Below are 18347 nucleotides of genomic sequence, written 5' to 3'. Positions count from 1 at the left end.
AGAATTATGGACAAAGAAAACAAACAAACGCCGTCGGAAGCTCAGACAGCTTTGCCTGAAGAGATAAAACAAAGTGCGGTGGCGGTAAAAAATGCAATCAGCCAAAAAGATTTGCATTTGCTCAATGATTTGCATGCGGCATTGCAACAGGAAAAGCATCATTCTATTTTTATTACGATTTCTTTCTTTTTTGTTTTGCTTATCGCTTTTGTCATTTGGGCGTATAACAGCCCGATTGAAGAAGTGACTCGTGGACAAGGAAGCATTATTCCCACAAGCCGTGAGCAGGTCATTCAAAGTTTAGACCCCGGAATTCTCAAAGAGATGCTGGTTAAAGAAGGCGATACAGTGGAAAAAGGGCAGGTATTGTTGAAATTAGACGATACTCGAAGTTCAGCGGTATTGCGTGAAAGTCAAGCTAAAGTGGAAAACTTAGAAGCCTTGGCTGCTCGTTTGAAAACCGAAGCTTACGATATTCCGTTGGAATTTTCTGACAATATTCCGACCGCACTACAAGAACGTGAACGTGCGATTTACCAAGCCAAAAAAGCCGCATTAGAGGAATCCTTGGAAAGTTTGGCGCATAGTAAGTCATTATTAGACCGAGAAATTAAGATGACTGAACCGATGGTGGCGCGTGGTGCGATGTCGGAGGTGGAATTGCTACGGATGAAGCGGCAATCAAGCGATTTGCAATTACAAATAACCGAACGCCGTAATAAATATGCTACGGATGCCGGAACGGAATTAACTAAAATCGAAGCGGAGTTATCTCAAGCCCGTGAAAATATGGCGGTACGTGCTGATCCTGTGGAGCGTGCGATGATTCGTTCGCCGTTGAAAGGCATTGTGAAAAATATCCGTATTAATACCATTGGTGGGGTGATTAGTGCCGGGCAGGATATTATGGAAATTGTGCCTGTTGAAGATACGTTGTTGGTAGAGGCTTATATTAGCCCGAATGATGTGGCTTATGTGCGCCCCGGAATGGAGGCATTAGTGAAACTCACTGCTTATGATTATGCCATTTATGGTGGATTGAAAGGCACTGTGACGTTGCTGAGTCCTGACACCTTGCACGATCAGAAACGCCCAAGTGATTTGAAATTAAACCCGAATGAAGCCTATTATCGCGTGTTAGTGAAAACTGACGGTAGTCATTTGACCGATAAAGCGGGGAAAGAAATGCCTATTATCCCGGGGATGATTGCTTCTGTGGATATTAAAACGGGACAAAAAACCGTGTTTCAATATTTGATTAAACCGATTACTCGAATGAAACAGGCATTACAAGAACGGTAAGAGTTTCCCTAGTTACGTCTACAACCTTGACGACCGCCAACCCTAAAGGACGGCGGTCGTCAAAAAATTACACCACAACCACATCAAATTGATCTTGATGGTAATAAACTTCGGTTTTCACTTTCACCTGTTTACCTATAAAGACTTCCACTTCCGCAAGTAAACCGTGGCTTTCTTCGTTAATTAAGTATTCTGCCACCGCCGGGCTCGCGTATACGGTAAATTGCTCGCTCGCGAATAGGTGATGCACACGAATAATTTCCCGCATAATTTCGTAACACACGGTTTCCACAGTTTTCACGTGTCCGCGCCCCTGACAAGAAGGGCAATCGCTACATAAAATATGCTCAAGACTTTCTCTTGTGCGTTTACGTGTCATTTCCACCAGCCCTAACTGAGTAAACCCATTCACATTGGTTTTAACCCGATCTTTGGCCAATGCGGCTCGTAATGCATCCAGTACACGATTACGGTGTTCATCCGTTTGCATATCAATAAAATCAATGATGATAATTCCGCCTAAATTACGCAATTGGAGCTGTTGCGCAATGGCCTTTGTGGCTTCAATATTGGTGTTAAAAATCGTTTCTTCTAAATTGCGATTCCCCACAAAAGCCCCGGTATTGATATCAATCGTGGTCATCGCTTCTGTTTGTTCTATAATGAGATAGCCGCCTGATTTTAAATTGACACGCTTATCTAAAGCCGTATTAATCGCCGTCTCCACGCCGTATACATCAAATAAAGGCTGATTATTGCCTGAATAAAGCACTAATTTATCCGTTAATTCGGGCATAAATTCTTCTGTAAATTCTTTCACTTCTGAAAAGCACAGTTTGGAGTCAATACGAATTTTTTCGATCCCTTGCCCAATAAAATCACGCAGAACACGTTGCGCCAAAGGTAATTCACCATAAATCTTTGAACGCGTTGGATATTTCGATTTTCTTTCCAACACTTTGCGCCAAACACGTTTAAGAAAATCGGCATCTTGTTTTAATTCGACTTCAGCCACCCCTTCCGCGGCAGTACGAATAATATAGCCGCCTAATTCATCACAATAGGGTTCCACTAAGTCTTTTAAACGCACGCGTTCATCTTCACTTTCAATGCGTTGAGACACGCCAACGTGACTATTTTCCGGCATAAAGACCAAATAACGTGAAGGCAGGGTAATATCGGTAGTCAAACGGGCCCCTTTGGTACCAATGGGATCTTTTACCACTTGTACCACAATATCTTGCCCCTCTCGCACCAGTTCCACAATGTCTTTAACCACAAATTGCTTTTTCTCATTTTCATCCACACATTCGGTGTACGACACAATATCGGAAGCATGCAAAAATGCGGCTTTTTCCAAACCAATATCCACAAAAGCCGATTGCATACCGGGCAACACACGCGTTACGCGCCCTTTATAAATATTCCCCACAATGCCACGCTTCGCTTGGCGTTCAATATGCACTTCTTTTAATTCACCGTTATCCATTAACGCTACACGGGTTTCATTTGGGGTGACATTGACTAATAATTCAACAGAATTCATCTTTAAACTCTCCTTGACATCCTCCCCGCCCTAAAGGACGGGGATTCCTACTAGTGCCCATTGCAAGCAATGAGCTACTCTCGGTGGGTTCTTGCTGCTGACTTCTAATGAAGTTCACTTCACAAGCTCTACGGACATGTCCTGCCCTGATATTTTATTACGCGTGGACGATAGCTCGCCCACGCCCCAATACATTTAACGCTCCAACCACATCAGCATTTTCTGTGTAGCCACATTCTACACACTCAAAATTAGCCTGTGTTTGGCGATTTTCTTTTGCTACATGACCACAACAAGGGCAAGTTCGGCTGGTATTTTGCGGTGGCACCGCCACTAAAAATCCACCTGTCCATTGTGTTTTGTAATCCAACTGACGGCGAAACTCAAACCAAGATTGATCTAATATCGCTTGGTTCAAGCCTGATTTTGCAGCAACATTTTTTCCAGGTGTTTCCGCCGTGCCTTTGGCTGATTTTGACATATTTGACACCTGCAAATCTTCAATATAGATCATGGCGTGGTTTTTGCTGATTTTGCTTGAAGTCTGATGCAAGAAATCTTTGCGACAATTGGCCATTTTATGGTGCAGTTTGGCGATTTTCGCCTTTAATTTCTGCCGGTTTTGACTAAATTTAACCTTGTTTTTAAGTTGACGTTGCAGTTTTGCCAATTTGCCTTTGTAGGTTTTAAAGGCGTTTAATGGCTCAAAAAATTCACCGTTTGAAAGCGTAGCAAAACGTGCAACGCCCATATCAATACCGATTTCACCGCCTTTATGTGTCGGGATTTCGTACTCAAATTCAGTTTGAATACTGACAAAAAAGTGACCGCACTTTTGGCTGACGGTAACATTTTTGATTTCACCAACGATATCTCGGCTGTTGCGATAGTGAACCCACCCAATCTTTGGTAGATACAAGCGGTTATTTTGTTGCTCTAATTTGCAACCTTGTGGAAAGCGAAAACTCTCTTTTAAACCTTTTTTCTTAAATTTTGGGAAGTCTGCTCGCTGTTGAAAGAAATTTCTAAACGCACTCTCTAGGTCTTTTAAAGACTGTTGAAGCACTTGAGAATGGCATTCTTTTAACCAAACTAATTCTTTTTTCCATTGTGGAAGCAAGTTGGCGATTTTGGTGTAACTGAACTTAAAGCTGTTATCCTGCTCGTATTGTTCATTTTGCCAAGCCAACGCCCGATTGAACACAAAACGAGAGCAACCACAGAACTGTTTAATTCTGCGGATTTGGCTACCATTTGGCATTATCTGGAACTTAAAGGCTTTGCGTAGTTGCATTGACAAGGTTTAGAATGTATGTTTTCAACATTTTACACTTGGTCTATGCAAAAAGAAACTGAAATTAGACATGGTAGACATTGCGTTTTTAATTTTGTGGGGAGTTGCGGCGGTGCACCGATTTCCATTATTCGCCAATACATTGAGCAACAACAAACACCTGATTAGTTAGGTTTGAAACGGCTTACGCCGTTTGTGCCTTATATCTCCGCCCTGAAGGACGGAGTTTTACAGCACATAATCTGATAAACTGCCATAAGGATAACGAAGGCAAATAGAAAAACAAGCAAAAATCATGTAAAATGTGCGCTTTATCAAATTTTATAATCAAATTTCCGCTTGAGCGTGACCAAAAAGTGCGGTAAAAAATTCTGGAGTTTCTAATGTTTGGCCTTGATCCAACACTCACAACCTTTACAGTTTATATTTTAGGTATGATTGCTATCGGCTTTCTTGCCTACCGTTATACCTCCAATCTATCTGACTATATTTTAGGCGGCCGTCGTTTAGGCAGCTTTGTTACCGCTATGTCTGCCGGTGCATCAGATATGTCAGGCTGGCTATTAATGGGGTTACCCGGTGCAGTCTATGTTTCAGGCTTAGTAGAAGGTTGGATTGCCATTGGTTTAACCATTGGCGCTTATCTCAACTGGCGTTTTGTCGCAGGGCGTTTGCGCGTCCATACCGAATATAATAATAACGCCTTAACTTTGCCCGAATATTTTCATCACCGTTTTGGCACCTCTCACCATTTACTCAAAATCGTATCCGCCAGCATTATTTTAGTTTTCTTCACCATTTATTGTGCTTCAGGTGTGGTGGCAGGAGCAAAACTCTTCCAAAATCTCTTTGCCGTACCTTATTCAACGGCAATTTGGTATGGCGCATTAGCGACCATTGCCTATACCTTTATCGGGGGATTCCTGGCGGTAAGTTGGACAGACACCATTCAAGCGACCTTGATGATTTTTGCCTTAATTCTTACACCGGTCGTGGTAGTTTACGCCCTAGGCGGAATGGATAATTTCCATCTTGTGATGGCACAGGCAGAACAAGTGGCAAATAAAGACTTTACGGACTTATTCACAGGTACCACCCCTCTTGGACTGTTAAGCCTTGCGGCATGGGGATTAGGTTATTTTGGCCAACCTCATATTTTAGCGCGTTTTATGGCGGCATATTCTGCAAAATCCTTAATTAAAGCACGCCGTATTAGTATGACCTGGATGGTGCTTTGTTTAGCCGGCGCAATGGGTATTGGCTTTTTTGGTATTGCTTATTTCCATGCTAATCCACAGGTGGCAACAGTAGTCAATCGCGAACGTGAACAAGTCTTTATCGAACTGGCAAAACTGCTTTTTAATCCTTGGATTGCCGGCGTTTTACTTTCTGCGATTTTAGCCGCCGTCATGAGTACTTTAAGTTGCCAATTACTGATTTCATCTAGCGCAATTACCGAAGATTTCTACAAAGGCTTTATTCGCCCTAAAGCCAGTGATAAAGAGCTTGTGTGGCTTGGACGTGCGATGGTACTGGTTATCGCAGGACTTGCCATTTGGATTGCCCAAGATGAACACAATCAAGTCTTAAAATTAGTGGAATTCGCGTGGGCGGGATTTGGTAGTGCTTTCGGCCCTGTGGTTTTACTCTCACTGTTTTGGAAACGGATGACGTCTAGCGGCGCAATGGCTGGCATGCTCACAGGGGCAATTATCGTGTTTAGCTGGAAAAAAATGATCCCAACGGACAGCGTATGGCATGGCGTCTATGAAATGATTCCTGCCTTTGCACTGGCAACCTTGGCGGTGATTGTCTTTTCATTGATTTCAGGCAAACCAAGTCAAGAAATTGTGGACACATTCCATAAAGCGGACGCCGCTTATAAGGATGAAAAATGATTGATTTTCGTCCATTTTATCAACAAATTGCCACCACAGCGTTATCGCCTTGGCTGGAAACTTTACCGTTGCAGCTCAAAAATTGGGAAAAAAATACCCATGGTGATTATGCCAAATGGGCAAAGGTTATCGAGTTTCTTCCCGATACACCGGCGGAACAAATTGATTTAAAAAGTGCGGTGAAATCCGACCGCACTTTGCCTCTCTCTGATGGCGAAAAACAACGTCTTATTCATCATCTAAAACAGCTAATGCCTTGGCGCAAAGGCCCTTATCATCTTCATGGTATTCATATTGACACTGAATGGCGTTCCGATTTTAAATGGGATCGTGTTTTACCCCATCTTGCCCCATTAAAAGATCGCACCATTTTAGATGTCGGTTGTGGCAGTGGCTATCATATGTGGCGAATGGTTGGCGAAGGGGCAAAAATGGTCATCGGCATTGACCCAACTGAACTTTTCCTTTGCCAATTTGAAGCGGTGCGCAAATTGCTCAACAACGACCGCCGCGCCAATCTGATTCCGCTCGGCATCGAACAAATGCAACCCTTAGGCGTATTTGATACGGTCTTCTCTATGGGCGTGCTTTACCACCGTAAATCGCCGTTGGATCATTTAACCCAACTGAAAAATCAATTACGCAAAGGCGGCGAATTGGTGTTAGAAACACTGGTTGTTGACGGCGATGAACATACTGCTCTCGTGCCAGCCGATCGCTATGCCAAAATGAAAAATGTGTATTTCATCCCATCTGTACCTTGTTTAATCAATTGGTTAGAAAAATGCGGATTTGAGAATGTACGTTGTGTGGATGTGGAAGTGACCAGCCTTGAAGAACAACGCAAAACCGATTGGCTCGAAAACGAAAGTCTCGTTGATTTCTTAGATCCAACCGACCACAGCAAAACCATCGAAGGCTACCCCGCACCCAAACGTGCGGTGATTATGGCGAATAAGTGAGATGAATTTTTCATGGGTATCAATAACCCAGCATGGCAGAGCCATACTGGGTTATGCATAAATCAGCCCCTTTGGGGCTGAGAATTAGAGAGACAGAGCTGCTCAACTAGGCGTAACCTGATACGTATTTTGCATACTAGGTATAAAATAGCATATTTTATACGCACAAAACATCAACAAGCCTTATAATTTCAATAACAAAATCAAATCATCAATAGGTGAAACTTGAAAACCATAATTTAGGTAAAACGCTTTCGCCTTGTCATTCAATGCGTGAACCAACAACGCTTTAACGCCAACCTGCTGAGAAACTGCGCTTGCCCGCAAAACAGCGTCTTTTAATAATGCCGCCCCCAATTTTTGCCCCTGATGAGCTAAATCAATGGCTAATCGACCTAAAACGACAACAGGAATAGGATTCGGCATATTTCGTCTTAATCCACCTGATACAAATTGATGGCTTACTGATCCGGCCGCTAAAGCATAGAAACCAACAACGTTATTATTCTGACAAATCACAAAAGTACGGCTTGCTTGATTTTGTTGATTTTTCAATGCATTGCGTTTTAAGCAACTATTTAAGGCTTCTTCGCCACAATCAAAATCGTCTAAATGATGAGTGGCATTTAATAATTCAGGTGCAGAATACATTATGCCTCCCAAGGGGCTTTTACCGCCATTAATTTGGCTAATCCTGCATTTTCTTCTATTGGCTGTTCAAGCACTTCAATAAAGCGGTTAAATTTTTCACTATCTAATTGAAATACCGTTCTATCTAAAATCACGTTTTGCGCATAGGTGTAAGCAACGTCTAACATAAAATCAGAACGGCTTTTGCCAAGCAGAGAAGCCGCATAATCAATCATATCCCGTTGCATAGGGTGAACTCTTAAATTAATTGCTGCTGTACGCATAATTATTCTCCGAAGATATACAATCAATACACAAACTATAATGTATATTGATTGTGTATGCAATATTAACACGCTAAGTAACTAAATTTTTGCAGCATTATGCAGTAATTGAACAAGATACCCGACTAAATCTTTCATTCTATTTTAATCCCTTTGAAACAGGGCAAGGTCTTTCGACCAGATGAAAGTTAGACATTCTAAGCAAGTTTTTGTTTCAATCCCTTTGAGACAGGGCGAGGTCTTTTGACACAGCAAAGGGCAGATGGTCGTTGTATTCGATCCGTTTTAATCCCTTTGAGACAGGGCGGGGTCTTTCGACCAAGCTGAAGTGGGGAGTCGTATCCCCTTACCATGTTTCAATCCCTTTGATACAGGGCAAGGTCTTTCGACGGTTATGATGAAGTTGTACGAACGACCTAAGTTTCAATCCCTTTGATACAGGGCAAGGTCTTTCGACCGATTACTTAGATAAGTGCGTGGCGATGACGTAGTTTCAATCCCTTTGATACAGGGCAAGGTCTTTCGACAGAAAATTCGGGATCTGAAAAAACCGATATTAAGAGTTTCAATCCCTTTGATACAGGGCAAGGTCTTTCGACATTATTGAAGTTTGCGGTAACTGGTTATGGCTATCAGGTTTCAATCCCTTTGATACAGGGCAAGGTCTTTTGACGTAAACGTGATGGCGGATCTAGATAATCTCAGATCGTTTCAATCCCTTTGATACAGGGCAAGGTCTTTTGACACAATAATGTCTTGCAAGAAAGGTTGTGGTAATTCAGTTTCAATCCCTTTGATACAGGGCAAGGTCTTTTGACTGTGGAAGGGGTTATTTTTCTTACATTTCAATAAGTTAAACAACGACTCCCCAAGATTTCCGAGAAGCCGAAGAGTTAGCTGTTGAATTGATTGAAAAATAATCAACTTTATTCCTTCCACTTGTCAAAAACAGCGATATTATAACAAAAAACACCGCACTTTTCGAGCGTAATTAGACAACCTGCGTATTTAACGGCAATGCTGTCCAAATAACCCCTTCGGGTAAAACCGCTTTCCCTAAATGCCATTGCTTACCATTGGAAGGAAGCGGATAAACACGCAAATCATCCTCTTTTTTATGAAAAAAACGCATTACATCATCAATACAGGCTTGTAATCCCTTACGCTCCCCCTCAAATAAAAAAATACTGTATTGAATAGGCGTAGCGTGCTTAGCCATTACCTTGTGAATTCTTTGCAACCGTTTTTCATCACTAATATCATAACCTACTAAAAAATGCATAATGCCTCCTAAAAATAAAATTCATAATTACTCAACATTGTGCGCTGATTAAAATAATAGTTCTCCAACAAGCGTTTCCAGTTTTGCTCATATTGCAACAAACTGGCTGGCGAAAGCTGGCTGGCACGGCGTTGTGGCGAACAATCCAATTGGCAAGTCTTAAACAATTGCACCAAATCATAACAATTTTCCGTTAGCATTTTGCGCCAATTAGCAATGACACGTTCATATTCTTGATAGAAATGAATGCGCCCTGCTTTACCAAGTAAGCAGCCTTCTTGCGTGGTGTTAAAATGCTCTTCACGCAAAATATTTTGACGAAAACAACTCAACAACCAGTTATCCACAAGCGGTCGAATTGGCTCAATTAAATCACAAGCCAGCGACTCACGCCCATAATCTAAACTATGAAGAAAACCGATATAAGGATCCAAACCTGCACCATAGGCGGTTAAAACAGCTTCCGAATGTAACAACGTATAACTTAATGACATTACCGCATTAAACGGATCTCGTGGCGGACGGCGGTTTCGACCCGCAAACCGTAATGCAGGCGGAAGGTAAAGGCTTAACGCAGTAAAATAAACATTTGCCGCCCTGCCTTCAATACCACGTAAAGATGCCAAATTTGTCTGTTGCTCAATCTTACCGATGAGCCCTTCTAACTCTTCTGCCTTTGGCACAAGCAAGATTTTTTTATCTAGTCTTGCATTGGAAGCTTGCCACAGCCAATTTTTCTGTGTAACAAGTTTGAGCGTGATCAGTTTTTTGGCAAAAGCAAGGCAGAACGCTTCATTGTTTGAGAGTTCATATTGTGAGAGACGGCGTTCTGCGTCATTGTGTGGTTGCGACATAAACAACGTTGGTATATTTTTACGACCTGAAAGGCAAATAATCCCAATATTTCTTTCTCCCAATTTAGCCAATAGCGAAGCCTGTAATTTCACATCGCCTTTCAAATAAATTCGCTCAATCGGCGCAAGAGGAATGGTACCGATCCGTTCTTCATTTTCATAACAAACCAAGGTATCACCACTCATTTTAATTTCCGTGCCTTTGCGATCAATATATAAGCTAGACATAATGCCCTCCTATATCAATAAAAAAGGTTGCGTGGATTGTAATGTTGCTTTGCCGAATAATTCGACTTCTGTGTCTTGATGAAGTTGATAAATAAAAATACGATCTTCGCTATTTTCCATAAGTGCGGTCATTTTTTCCTTCAATTTTGCCAATTCGTGTGGCGTTAGCCAACACTCATAAAAGGATTTCTGCCCGCCAATGGCATAAGCCTCCACTTGCTTATGAATGCGATAAAGCCGTTTGCTGTCGGCTATATCATAAGCAATGAGATATCGAGTTCGGGTAGTGTCCATTCTTCAGCCTCCCTAAAGAGATCATAGAGATACGGCTCATCATTACTACAATGTGCAAAAATGATTTGTTGGATTTCTTCTAAAATATCGCCCATTTTTACTCTCCTTTGTAATAATTTTGATAAAATTTTCACTGATGGATTAGATTAAAATTTAAGGTGGTAAAATATTCTAATTAACTTATTTAGAATAAATTTTCAAATTCTCTCTAAGAATGGGAGTATAATAAATTAAGTATCAACGCATATTTAAAATTACAAATTTGTAAAAAGCGGTAAAAAATTACCACTTCAAATTTTTTAATCGATTTGAAATATTTTAGTTATCAAAATATCTTAATATAAAACGGCTGTAGGGGCTAATTACATTAGCCCCAATAAACACTGAATGAATAAACTTTGTTATCAGGCTAAAGCGGTAAAAAACTACCGCCTGTATAGAAAAGATTAAAGAAGATGTTGAATTTCAGATTGAATAGCAGAAAAATCAATATCGGCACTTTCAATCATCAATTCATAACAACCATTTTTAGCGGAAGGAATATAGGGAACTTTCACAGATTTGCCTAAGGAAAAGGCTTTGCGAACTTTTTCATTAATATCGTGTGCCGACTCCGACAACACTTTCTTAAGAATATCCAATTCATAATATTTACCGGTTAAACGATCCTGCATACTAAGATCATTTCCTTTCACTAATTCATAAATTTGTAGGTAAAGTTCAATGATTTTTGCTTCTTGCTTGTTATAGTCAAATTTCCATTGTTGTTCTTTGGCAATCACTAGTGCAAGCAAAAAGGTATAGCCTCGTGGCGCAAATTTCACCATATGCTCCCCTAATTTTACTTTTCTATCCACAATTTTGTCGATAAAAGAAATGCTTGGGGTTTCCAAAATTTGTTGTGCATTATTGACCGACTGACTATAGGAAATCTGATTATTAAGCAGATCTGCCGGAATCCCCAACCCCAACCGAACCCAAGGAATTTCCGCCAGCATCACTTTGCCTTGCGAAGCGTCCAAAGCTACCCCCTTATCATTGAAAATTTCACAAGGGTAAGGTTTCGGATAATAAAAATCTCGCACATTTTCAAATTCTGCCGAAACTAACACGTGGGATAGGCTATCTTGCTTACGCCCATAAAGGGAAAGCGCATAGCCTAAGAAAAATCCCATTGTTTTGCGACCGCCGGCAATAGAGACGTGAATTGCTGAATGTTCATCTTGGCAAAGCTGTCCAACCAGTTTCACGATTTGGTTTGCCGCTAAATCATTTTCTTCAGGCGTGCGAATATCCGATAATTTTTCACCGCTTATATCGTTAATTACTTCAATACAACTCTCATCAAAATGAATATGTGAAAAACCATATTGTTCGCCATAATCAGCAATAAATTCTGCTAATGCGCCACGGCGTAATAAAACATCGAGTAATTTATTTTTACCTTGTAGCGTGGTAATGACTCGAATTTCTGTTGGGATAAAGCCTTTTTCTGTTACTAAAGCATACAATGTTTCTGTAACAACCGCTGGCGACATTCCTGTAACAGATAGTAGTATGCGTTTGTTGTAATTTTTCATTAGCGTGCAATCCAATCTTGAATCAATGATTTTAAACGTAATAAATCTTTTCCTTGAATAATTTTAATATTGAGCGATTTAGCACGATTTAAAATGGCTTCAGGAAGAGAACAATAGCTAATTAAACATTTTTTGGTGAACAATCCACCATAATCTTTTAAGGTTTCTAATTTATACAGAATATCTTCTGCTTTCACGCCACCGGATTTATCCAGCTTTTGTGTTTTACACTCAATAATATGTAATTTATTTTTAGCCATAAAAACAATATCAAACTCGTTTTTATTCCCCTTATTATTTTTAGAGAAATCACTTTTTTCTTGCTTATAATGAAGATTAGCCACTTCAATATTACAACCAATATCATCAATCTGCTTAATATCCTTTAGAAGATTGAAAGTATAATCTTCTAACCAACCACCATTAAGAAAGAAACGAACATCTTGATTTTTGAAATTAATTTGATTATTTCTATATTCAATCAAATCATATTTATCATCAAATTCAGCCAATACATCATCAAGTAAATTAATTCGCTGATCTTCTTTATAAATCTCCACTTTTAAACCTTGTTTTTCCGCTAAAGAGGCATATTTATTTAAAAGTGGAATAACATTAGCATAACGATCGTAATACTGTATAAGTAACTTTGGAATATCTAACCATTCTTCTTTAATGTCAGGTTGCGAATGGCAGAATGTTTGGAAACCATAAGAACCAAAATAATCACTAAGATTAACATTGGTATGTAACATCTTATCTTCAATCCAGCGTCCTTGTTCATCTTTAGAAATAAAGATAATACGATTCTCATCTGTATCTACATAAAAAATAGGGTTTCCAGCCGTTTGGAAGGCATTTTGAGCTGCAATCGCAATTAATTTTGTGCCACCCGTAACATTTAAAGCGACATTTTTATCAAGATATTCTTCTGCAATAGCATAAATTTCTTGTTCCATTGTTGAAAAATTAAATTCATCACTCAACATTTTTTGTATCACTTTAATATTGTTCTTTTTGTAAATTTCAGCCAAATTATTGGCTTTTTCTTTCATTTTATTTGACACAATCAATACAATTTCTTTCGGCTTAAATTCCGTATCTAAAATAGGTAATAAATTTGGTGCAGCTTGTCCTGAAACCAAACAAACGTGAATATCATATTTTTGCATAATGACTCCTAACATTTTTCAATATAAAATTCTTGCAATGCACAGCCTTGTTCTACAAGTTGTGCTTGTGTTAATTCTGTGCCGCGTTGTTCCGGGCGCATGTTAATTGATAAAAAATAAAATTTTGCCCCTTTTTGGCAAACTTCTGCCGCAAGATGAATGGGAAGCGTACCAATAACGGTATCTTCCGCTTGGATTAAATTAACATCTAAGTGGCTTTCAAAACGATCAATATGAATAGATTGTTGTTTAATCCAATCAATTGCACCTTGATGTCTTGAAATAAACCAGACCGCCATATTTTTCCTTATTTTGATAAAAAGTGCGGTAAGTTTAAACGATATTTTTTAAATTGAGATTAAATTACAAATTTGTAATCTGATATTTTCCTAAGCCAAAAGTCGCATTTTTACCATTATGTAGCCATTGCCCGATATAAAGCAATTCTGCCCATTCATTCGGAACGTTGTGAAATTCCCATTTTCCAATTACGCCACCTAATTTCATTTTTTGTTGTTGGCGAGAAGAATATCTTGTCCAATCTTGCCATTTTAATTGTTTTTGATCTTCAATTTGTGGCAATAATGAAATTAAATTATCAAACTCTAAATTAAGCGGTTGATGATGAAATTCACTTAATAATGAAATACGTTTTGCCAAACTAATTAAAAAGCGGTTTAAATTAATTTCATTGGGTTTTAATGGTTTGCCGTTATCTTGTAAACGCAATGGCGTTAAAATCTCTAATTCCATTTTATTAGGTAAATCGGTGGGAATAATAATTTCTGCTTGATGTTCAATAATATTTCCCTGCTGTAAAATCGACTGACAAGCGGTTTGATTTTGTGAAAAAAATGCAATATCCACTAATTCACCTTTTCCGCCTGCAATGTTATATTCAAAAGCACGTTTAAAGGCAAAGGCAATTAAAGGTAATTGCGACACTAAACGGCCGAATAAAACTAAATTAAAGCGAAGTATTTCGCCTTGTCGATATTCTGTTATTCCCCATTCAGGCGGTTCAATAATATAACCATTTGGCACTTGGCTAAATTGTTGGATTTGATGGGTTTCAGGTGCTGGCGTTTCAAAAATATTGGTGTAAGGGCAAGTGCGATATAACGGGCAACTCTTGCAATCCTCTTGTTTAGTCATACAAGCAATTTTGCGTAATGCTCGCCCGAAAGCTCCACGTAATGTGGAGCCTGCATATTCGGGAAGAATAATGGGGTCATTCACTTTAAATGTAAATTGATAGCGAGCGATGGGGAAACTATTTGAAATCATTCTTCTACCAAACTATTTAATAATTTTCTAAACTGACCAGCTGCTGATTTTTTATCTTTAGGTTTAATCAATTTATCTACATCTGTAAATTTTTCTTGGCTAATACTATTAGCGTTGCTTGGATCTAATAGTTCAAAAATATATTTTTTATCTTCAATCTCCCAATTATCTTGGATAGCTTGTTCTATTAATTTTTTTGCATCAGAATAAATTTTTGAAGATGTAAATGAGTTTTTAGATAAATTTTTCCAATTATCAATATACTCTTCAATAGTTCGTCTGTTACTAGATAAAGAATTTAATAATTCCTGTCTCTCTTTGTCCTCTTTCTCTTTTTGACGTTCTTGCTCTTTTGCTTTAAATATTGATATTTTATCTAAAGCAGGTCTTGGGTGTCGGTTACACCAATCTTCTAAAGCTGAATTTTCATTTTTTCCTTGAATCTCAATTAGAGCCCAGCCAAAAGGTAAAAGATCTTTTTGTTGCTTATTATTATCTGCAGCTAGCCAAAAGGTTGTCGCTTTTTCCTGATAATATTCTTCCTGACCTTGTTTAGGATTAATTTTTATTTGAGCAACACCTTTTCCCTCTAATACTTTAGTATCAGAGCCATTTTTACCCAATCGAATTAAATATCCACCTTTTGAAATTAAATTTAGAAGAGAGTTTGCCCATTTTTCATTAACTAAATCACTTTCTTTCATTTTTTCAATTTCAGAAATAAAGGCTCTTTGATAATAATCTTGGGTAATTTCAAAATATTCTTCTAATGGACATAATTTATTTACCCTATCTTCCATAATAGTAAGGTCTGCCGTAAATGCTCGATATTGCCCTGCAAGAATACATTCTCTTCTTTGAATTATTCTGCTATCAGATTTTTTCTGACCTTTACTTAACTCCCGATGAAAGCTAACCGTATAGTATACTTTGGTATTTGCGGCTATTTGGGGCATAAAATCAGAAAATTTAATACTTCTAAATTCATTATGAGCAAAATTCTCTTTAACCTCTTCGAAAGATTTAAGGTTATTGATCTGGTAAATATAATCAGTATTTATTTTATTAGCTATTTCAGAGAGCTTTTTATTTTTATCTTGACTATTTATTTTAGGTTCTAATTTGATAAATGGTCTTTGCCCATTCTCAAAATGACGTTGAGATAAAATTGGTGTAATAAATGCCCCTTTAAAACTACTTCCTGCAATATATGGAATATGTCCATTCTTACTTGGATAATAGGCATTTCGCTGAATAGCTAATTGATTGATTAAATCCTTTTCTTTTCCATTTTTATCTATCTCAACCGGTTTTGAAACTTTTTCTTTCCATTCTGGTGGAAATCCAGTAGCAACGTTTACTTCATAGCTAGAGATTTTTTTTGCTATCTCTTTATGGTTAAGAAAAAATTTTTGAATATTTAACAATTTTTGGGCATTAGATATTCTTTCATCATCTATTAACTTGATTAAATGTTCTTTTTGTTCTTGAGATAAGCCAAGTTTGACAGGATCAAAATGGTATAAAATATTTCCATCAATTACATAATTCGTTGGCTCGAAATCTTCCCCACAGCCGATATGAATAGGGCTAATTGGGGTTAAATAGACTTTGTGAGTTTGCATAAATTTCATTATTTTTTATCCTTAGTGAAATCCACACATAAATTAAATACCGGTGCATAACCTTGATGAACAGCGTTGGTTTGAGCAGTTGATATTTGTGTTAAACCATTGCCCAAAAATAATCGCCCTTTATATTCATTCGGGGTAAAAATCGCGGCTGCTTTTGCTAAAATAATCGGCTTTTTAAACGGGCTCGAACTCAGTGCCTGAATATCGCCGTGCCGTCCAAATCGGGTAGTAATTTGGTAGTAACTATTGTCTTTGTTTAAGCCTAACCCTTGTGGGGCAGAGTTAGCTAACGTGAAATAGCAATTTGCATTTTCTTGCTTAAATTCAACCGCTTGTACTTCTTCGGCAATGGTAAATTTGCCTAAACCAATAGAAGCGTCTCGCCCAAAACCAAAATCACCCACATCTTTTAAGATTTGTTTTAAGTTAGATAGGCTTAAGCGTTCTTCATCTAACACAATATAAAGATCAAATTGTTGCGTTTTATTATACCAAGTCAATTCAGTCGCATAAGGGGCAAAAATGTCTTCGCCTGTTGTGCCTGTAGAACGGTCAATAGTATTGTGATATTGGTCTTGGCTCTCTTTTTCAAATTTGAAATTTGCTGCAATGGCTTTTTCTTGCCAAAATTCAACCGCACTTTTTTGAGCGTCTTCCCATTTAATCCATTGGATTTTTTTCAATTTTTTACGATCAGCTTTATGGCTGTCATCAGTGTTCCAAAAACGAGAAGGGATGGTTGGTAAAGGTAAGTAATCTTTTGGAAAACAATCAGATACCACCATAAATGGACGTTGTTCAACATAACCCTCAAGTAGTTCATTAAGGCGAGCTTCGCCAAAACGATTAACAATCGCCCAGCAAAGTTGCCCGAATAAGCTATCCCCAACTAGCGGTGTGCCAAAAGCACTTTGGGGGGAAAGCGTAAAACGATAGGTTTTCATTTTTCCCCCTATGCAAATGGGTTTTCAGGTAAGTTTTTAGGTTCTCCACTTACGGTTAAATTTTGAAATTCGATTTTACCGTAACCACGAGATCCTGAACCACCAAGACTATCTAATTCCAGTAAACGTAAACCTTTTAAGATTAAATCTAATAATTCGGGGCTATCGCCTTCAAATTGGCGTAAGGTTAATTTGAAGTCAAATTCAGCACCAGCCGGAACACGCTCCGTTTGGCGTGGATTGCCAGCCGTTGCCGTAATGCGGTCGATGGTGTTTTCGCTTTTGGCTTCCGTTAAAAGTTGGTTGTCTTCACGAATGGCGTTTTCCCACTCTGGATTTAAAGCACAATCCCAAAAGGCAAGGCGAGAAACGCCGATTTCTTCCACCGCACTTTTATCATTTTTGCTATCGCCACTAATGCCGAATAAACGCAAAATATTTTTGACCGCTTCGACATTTTGTCCATTTGCTTCATTTAAGGTAAGTGGTGCATTTTTTACCGCACCCGAACGCCACTCTAATAATGTACGAATTTTGCCTTTTAAACTCGAACCGGGAATATAAGGCGATTGGGTAATTGGGTGTTTAATCACGGAATTATCAATACCGCCAATATGCATTTCGCTATCGCCTGCGCCAATATGTAAACCGGTTTTTAATACTAATTTTGCGTTAATTTCGATGATATTTGTCAGTTTCATAATTTTTATCCTTTATTTTTTACTTCTTCTAATTTACAAAATGCAAGTACAGCTTCCATAAATAATTTAGCTTCTTTCAATGTTTCAGGATCGATAATTTGGTCTATACATCGATTAAGTATTTGGCTAAAGTTTCGATTAACTAATGTGCTACCATTTGATTTACGTCCTTCTGCATAAGCTACTTTAGCCTTTAACATATAGATAAAAGGGATATATTCATCAAAAAGACGTAATCTTTCCTCTTTAGAAGTTGTTAAATTAACTTTATCATTCCACATTGATAACTCATCATAATATTTCCTTATCTGAGTTGATTTGTTCGTTTTCTTTTCATATTGCCCATTCGTATATTTAATGCTATGTGCTGCTTCTTCAGCGATCTCGGAAAAAATATTAGGTTTTTTATTTTTGCCTAATTGAATTTTTTTTAAATCAATCATAAATAACTCCAC

19 protein-coding genes are annotated in these 18347 nt (G+C 38.4%); 4 read left to right on the top strand and 15 right to left on the bottom strand.

What is annotated here, in order from left to right:
- Positions 1–6 precede the first annotated feature (6 nt).
- On the top strand, positions 7–1302 hold the full coding sequence (locus Q0O89_RS05040; RefSeq protein WP_293730593.1) for an HlyD family type I secretion periplasmic adaptor subunit: 1296 nt from the start codon (positions 7–9) through the stop codon (positions 1300–1302).
- Between the two features lie 67 nt (positions 1303–1369).
- Here Q0O89_RS05040 and rng read toward each other — a convergent pair whose 3' ends face one another.
- The gene (gene rng, locus Q0O89_RS05035) at positions 1370–2848 is read right to left on the bottom strand and encodes a ribonuclease G (RefSeq protein WP_293730592.1); all 1479 of its coding nucleotides are present in this window, start codon (positions 2846–2848) and stop codon (positions 1370–1372) included.
- A gap of 157 nt (positions 2849–3005) precedes the next feature.
- Positions 3006–4142: a transposase gene (locus Q0O89_RS05030; RefSeq protein WP_366516019.1), complete on the bottom strand. Its 1137-nt coding sequence runs from the start codon at positions 4140–4142 to the stop codon at positions 3006–3008.
- 18 nt (positions 4143–4160) lie between these two features.
- Here Q0O89_RS05030 and Q0O89_RS10515 point away from each other — a divergent pair, with 18 nt between their 5' ends.
- The 3 genes from Q0O89_RS10515 to cmoB all read left to right on the top strand — a co-directional run bounded on the left by Q0O89_RS10515 (position 4161) and on the right by cmoB (position 7002).
- A complete protein-coding gene (locus Q0O89_RS10515; RefSeq protein WP_366516018.1) occupies positions 4161–4310 on the top strand; it encodes a hypothetical protein in 150 nt (49 codons plus the stop codon).
- A gap of 215 nt (positions 4311–4525) precedes the next feature.
- On the top strand, positions 4526–6040 hold the full coding sequence (putP, locus tag Q0O89_RS05020; protein ID WP_293730590.1) for a sodium/proline symporter PutP: 1515 nt from the start codon (positions 4526–4528) through the stop codon (positions 6038–6040).
- The gene (cmoB, locus tag Q0O89_RS05015) at positions 6037–7002 is read left to right on the top strand and encodes a tRNA 5-methoxyuridine(34)/uridine 5-oxyacetic acid(34) synthase CmoB (protein ID WP_293730589.1); all 966 of its coding nucleotides are present in this window, start codon (positions 6037–6039) and stop codon (positions 7000–7002) included. Before putP ends, cmoB begins: the two co-directional genes overlap by 4 nt.
- Positions 7003–7185: 183 nt before the next feature.
- Here the strand turns inward: cmoB and Q0O89_RS05010 are convergent, their stop codons facing one another.
- From Q0O89_RS05010 to csm2, 13 genes are all read right to left on the bottom strand, one after another.
- The gene (locus Q0O89_RS05010) at positions 7186–7653 is read right to left on the bottom strand and encodes a GNAT family N-acetyltransferase (protein WP_293730588.1); all 468 of its coding nucleotides are present in this window, start codon (positions 7651–7653) and stop codon (positions 7186–7188) included.
- The gene (locus Q0O89_RS05005; protein WP_293730587.1) at positions 7653–7916 is read right to left on the bottom strand and encodes a DUF1778 domain-containing protein; all 264 of its coding nucleotides are present in this window, start codon (positions 7914–7916) and stop codon (positions 7653–7655) included. The genes Q0O89_RS05010 and Q0O89_RS05005 overlap by 1 nt, the downstream gene beginning before the upstream one ends.
- A gap of 991 nt (positions 7917–8907) precedes the next feature.
- Complete coding sequence (gene cas2, locus Q0O89_RS05000) at positions 8908–9198, bottom strand: CRISPR-associated endonuclease Cas2 (RefSeq protein ID WP_293730586.1); 291 nt, start codon at positions 9196–9198, stop codon at positions 8908–8910.
- 8 nt (positions 9199–9206) lie between these two features.
- On the bottom strand, positions 9207–10280 hold the full coding sequence (gene cas1 / locus Q0O89_RS04995; protein WP_135710636.1) for a CRISPR-associated endonuclease Cas1: 1074 nt from the start codon (positions 10278–10280) through the stop codon (positions 9207–9209).
- 9 nt (positions 10281–10289) lie between these two features.
- Positions 10290–10574 carry a CRISPR-associated endonuclease Cas2 gene (gene cas2 / locus Q0O89_RS04990; RefSeq protein WP_135710638.1) on the bottom strand — a complete coding sequence of 95 codons (285 nt, stop codon included), beginning with the start codon at positions 10572–10574 and terminating at the stop codon, positions 10290–10292.
- 446 nt (positions 10575–11020) lie between these two features.
- Entirely contained in the window at positions 11021–12154 is a 1134-nt protein-coding gene (csm6, locus tag Q0O89_RS04985; protein ID WP_293730584.1) for a CRISPR-associated ring nuclease Csm6, read from the bottom strand.
- Positions 12154–13326 (bottom strand): DUF1887 family CARF protein, encoded by a 1173-nt coding sequence (locus tag Q0O89_RS04980; RefSeq protein WP_293730583.1) that lies wholly within the window; start codon positions 13324–13326, stop codon positions 12154–12156. The genes csm6 and Q0O89_RS04980 overlap by 1 nt, the downstream gene beginning before the upstream one ends.
- Positions 13327–13334: 8 nt before the next feature.
- On the bottom strand, positions 13335–13625 hold the full coding sequence (csx16, locus tag Q0O89_RS04975) for a CRISPR-associated protein Csx16 (protein WP_273315151.1): 291 nt from the start codon (positions 13623–13625) through the stop codon (positions 13335–13337).
- Between the two features lie 64 nt (positions 13626–13689).
- On the bottom strand, positions 13690–14613 hold the full coding sequence (cas6, locus tag Q0O89_RS04970) for a CRISPR system precrRNA processing endoribonuclease RAMP protein Cas6 (protein WP_293730582.1): 924 nt from the start codon (positions 14611–14613) through the stop codon (positions 13690–13692).
- Positions 14610–16247: a CRISPR-associated protein gene (locus tag Q0O89_RS04965; RefSeq protein ID WP_293730581.1), complete on the bottom strand. Its 1638-nt coding sequence runs from the start codon at positions 16245–16247 to the stop codon at positions 14610–14612. The genes cas6 and Q0O89_RS04965 overlap by 4 nt, the downstream gene beginning before the upstream one ends.
- Complete coding sequence (locus Q0O89_RS04960; protein ID WP_293730580.1) at positions 16247–17191, bottom strand: CRISPR-associated protein Csm4; 945 nt, start codon at positions 17189–17191, stop codon at positions 16247–16249. Before Q0O89_RS04960 ends, Q0O89_RS04965 begins: the two co-directional genes overlap by 1 nt.
- A gap of 8 nt (positions 17192–17199) precedes the next feature.
- Positions 17200–17892 (bottom strand): type III-A CRISPR-associated RAMP protein Csm3, encoded by a 693-nt coding sequence (gene csm3 / locus Q0O89_RS04955; protein ID WP_293730579.1) that lies wholly within the window; start codon positions 17890–17892, stop codon positions 17200–17202.
- Positions 17893–17897: 5 nt separating this feature from the next.
- Positions 17898–18335: a type III-A CRISPR-associated protein Csm2 gene (gene csm2, locus Q0O89_RS04950; protein ID WP_273315142.1), complete on the bottom strand. Its 438-nt coding sequence runs from the start codon at positions 18333–18335 to the stop codon at positions 17898–17900.
- Positions 18336–18347: the final 12 nt, after the last annotated feature.

The sequence above is a fragment of the uncultured Actinobacillus sp. genome (assembly GCF_945915845.1).
Lineage (GTDB): Bacteria > Pseudomonadota > Gammaproteobacteria > Enterobacterales > Pasteurellaceae > Exercitatus.
Note: the sequence above shows the minus strand (reverse complement) of the source record. Positions and strands in the feature narration are given on the sequence as shown.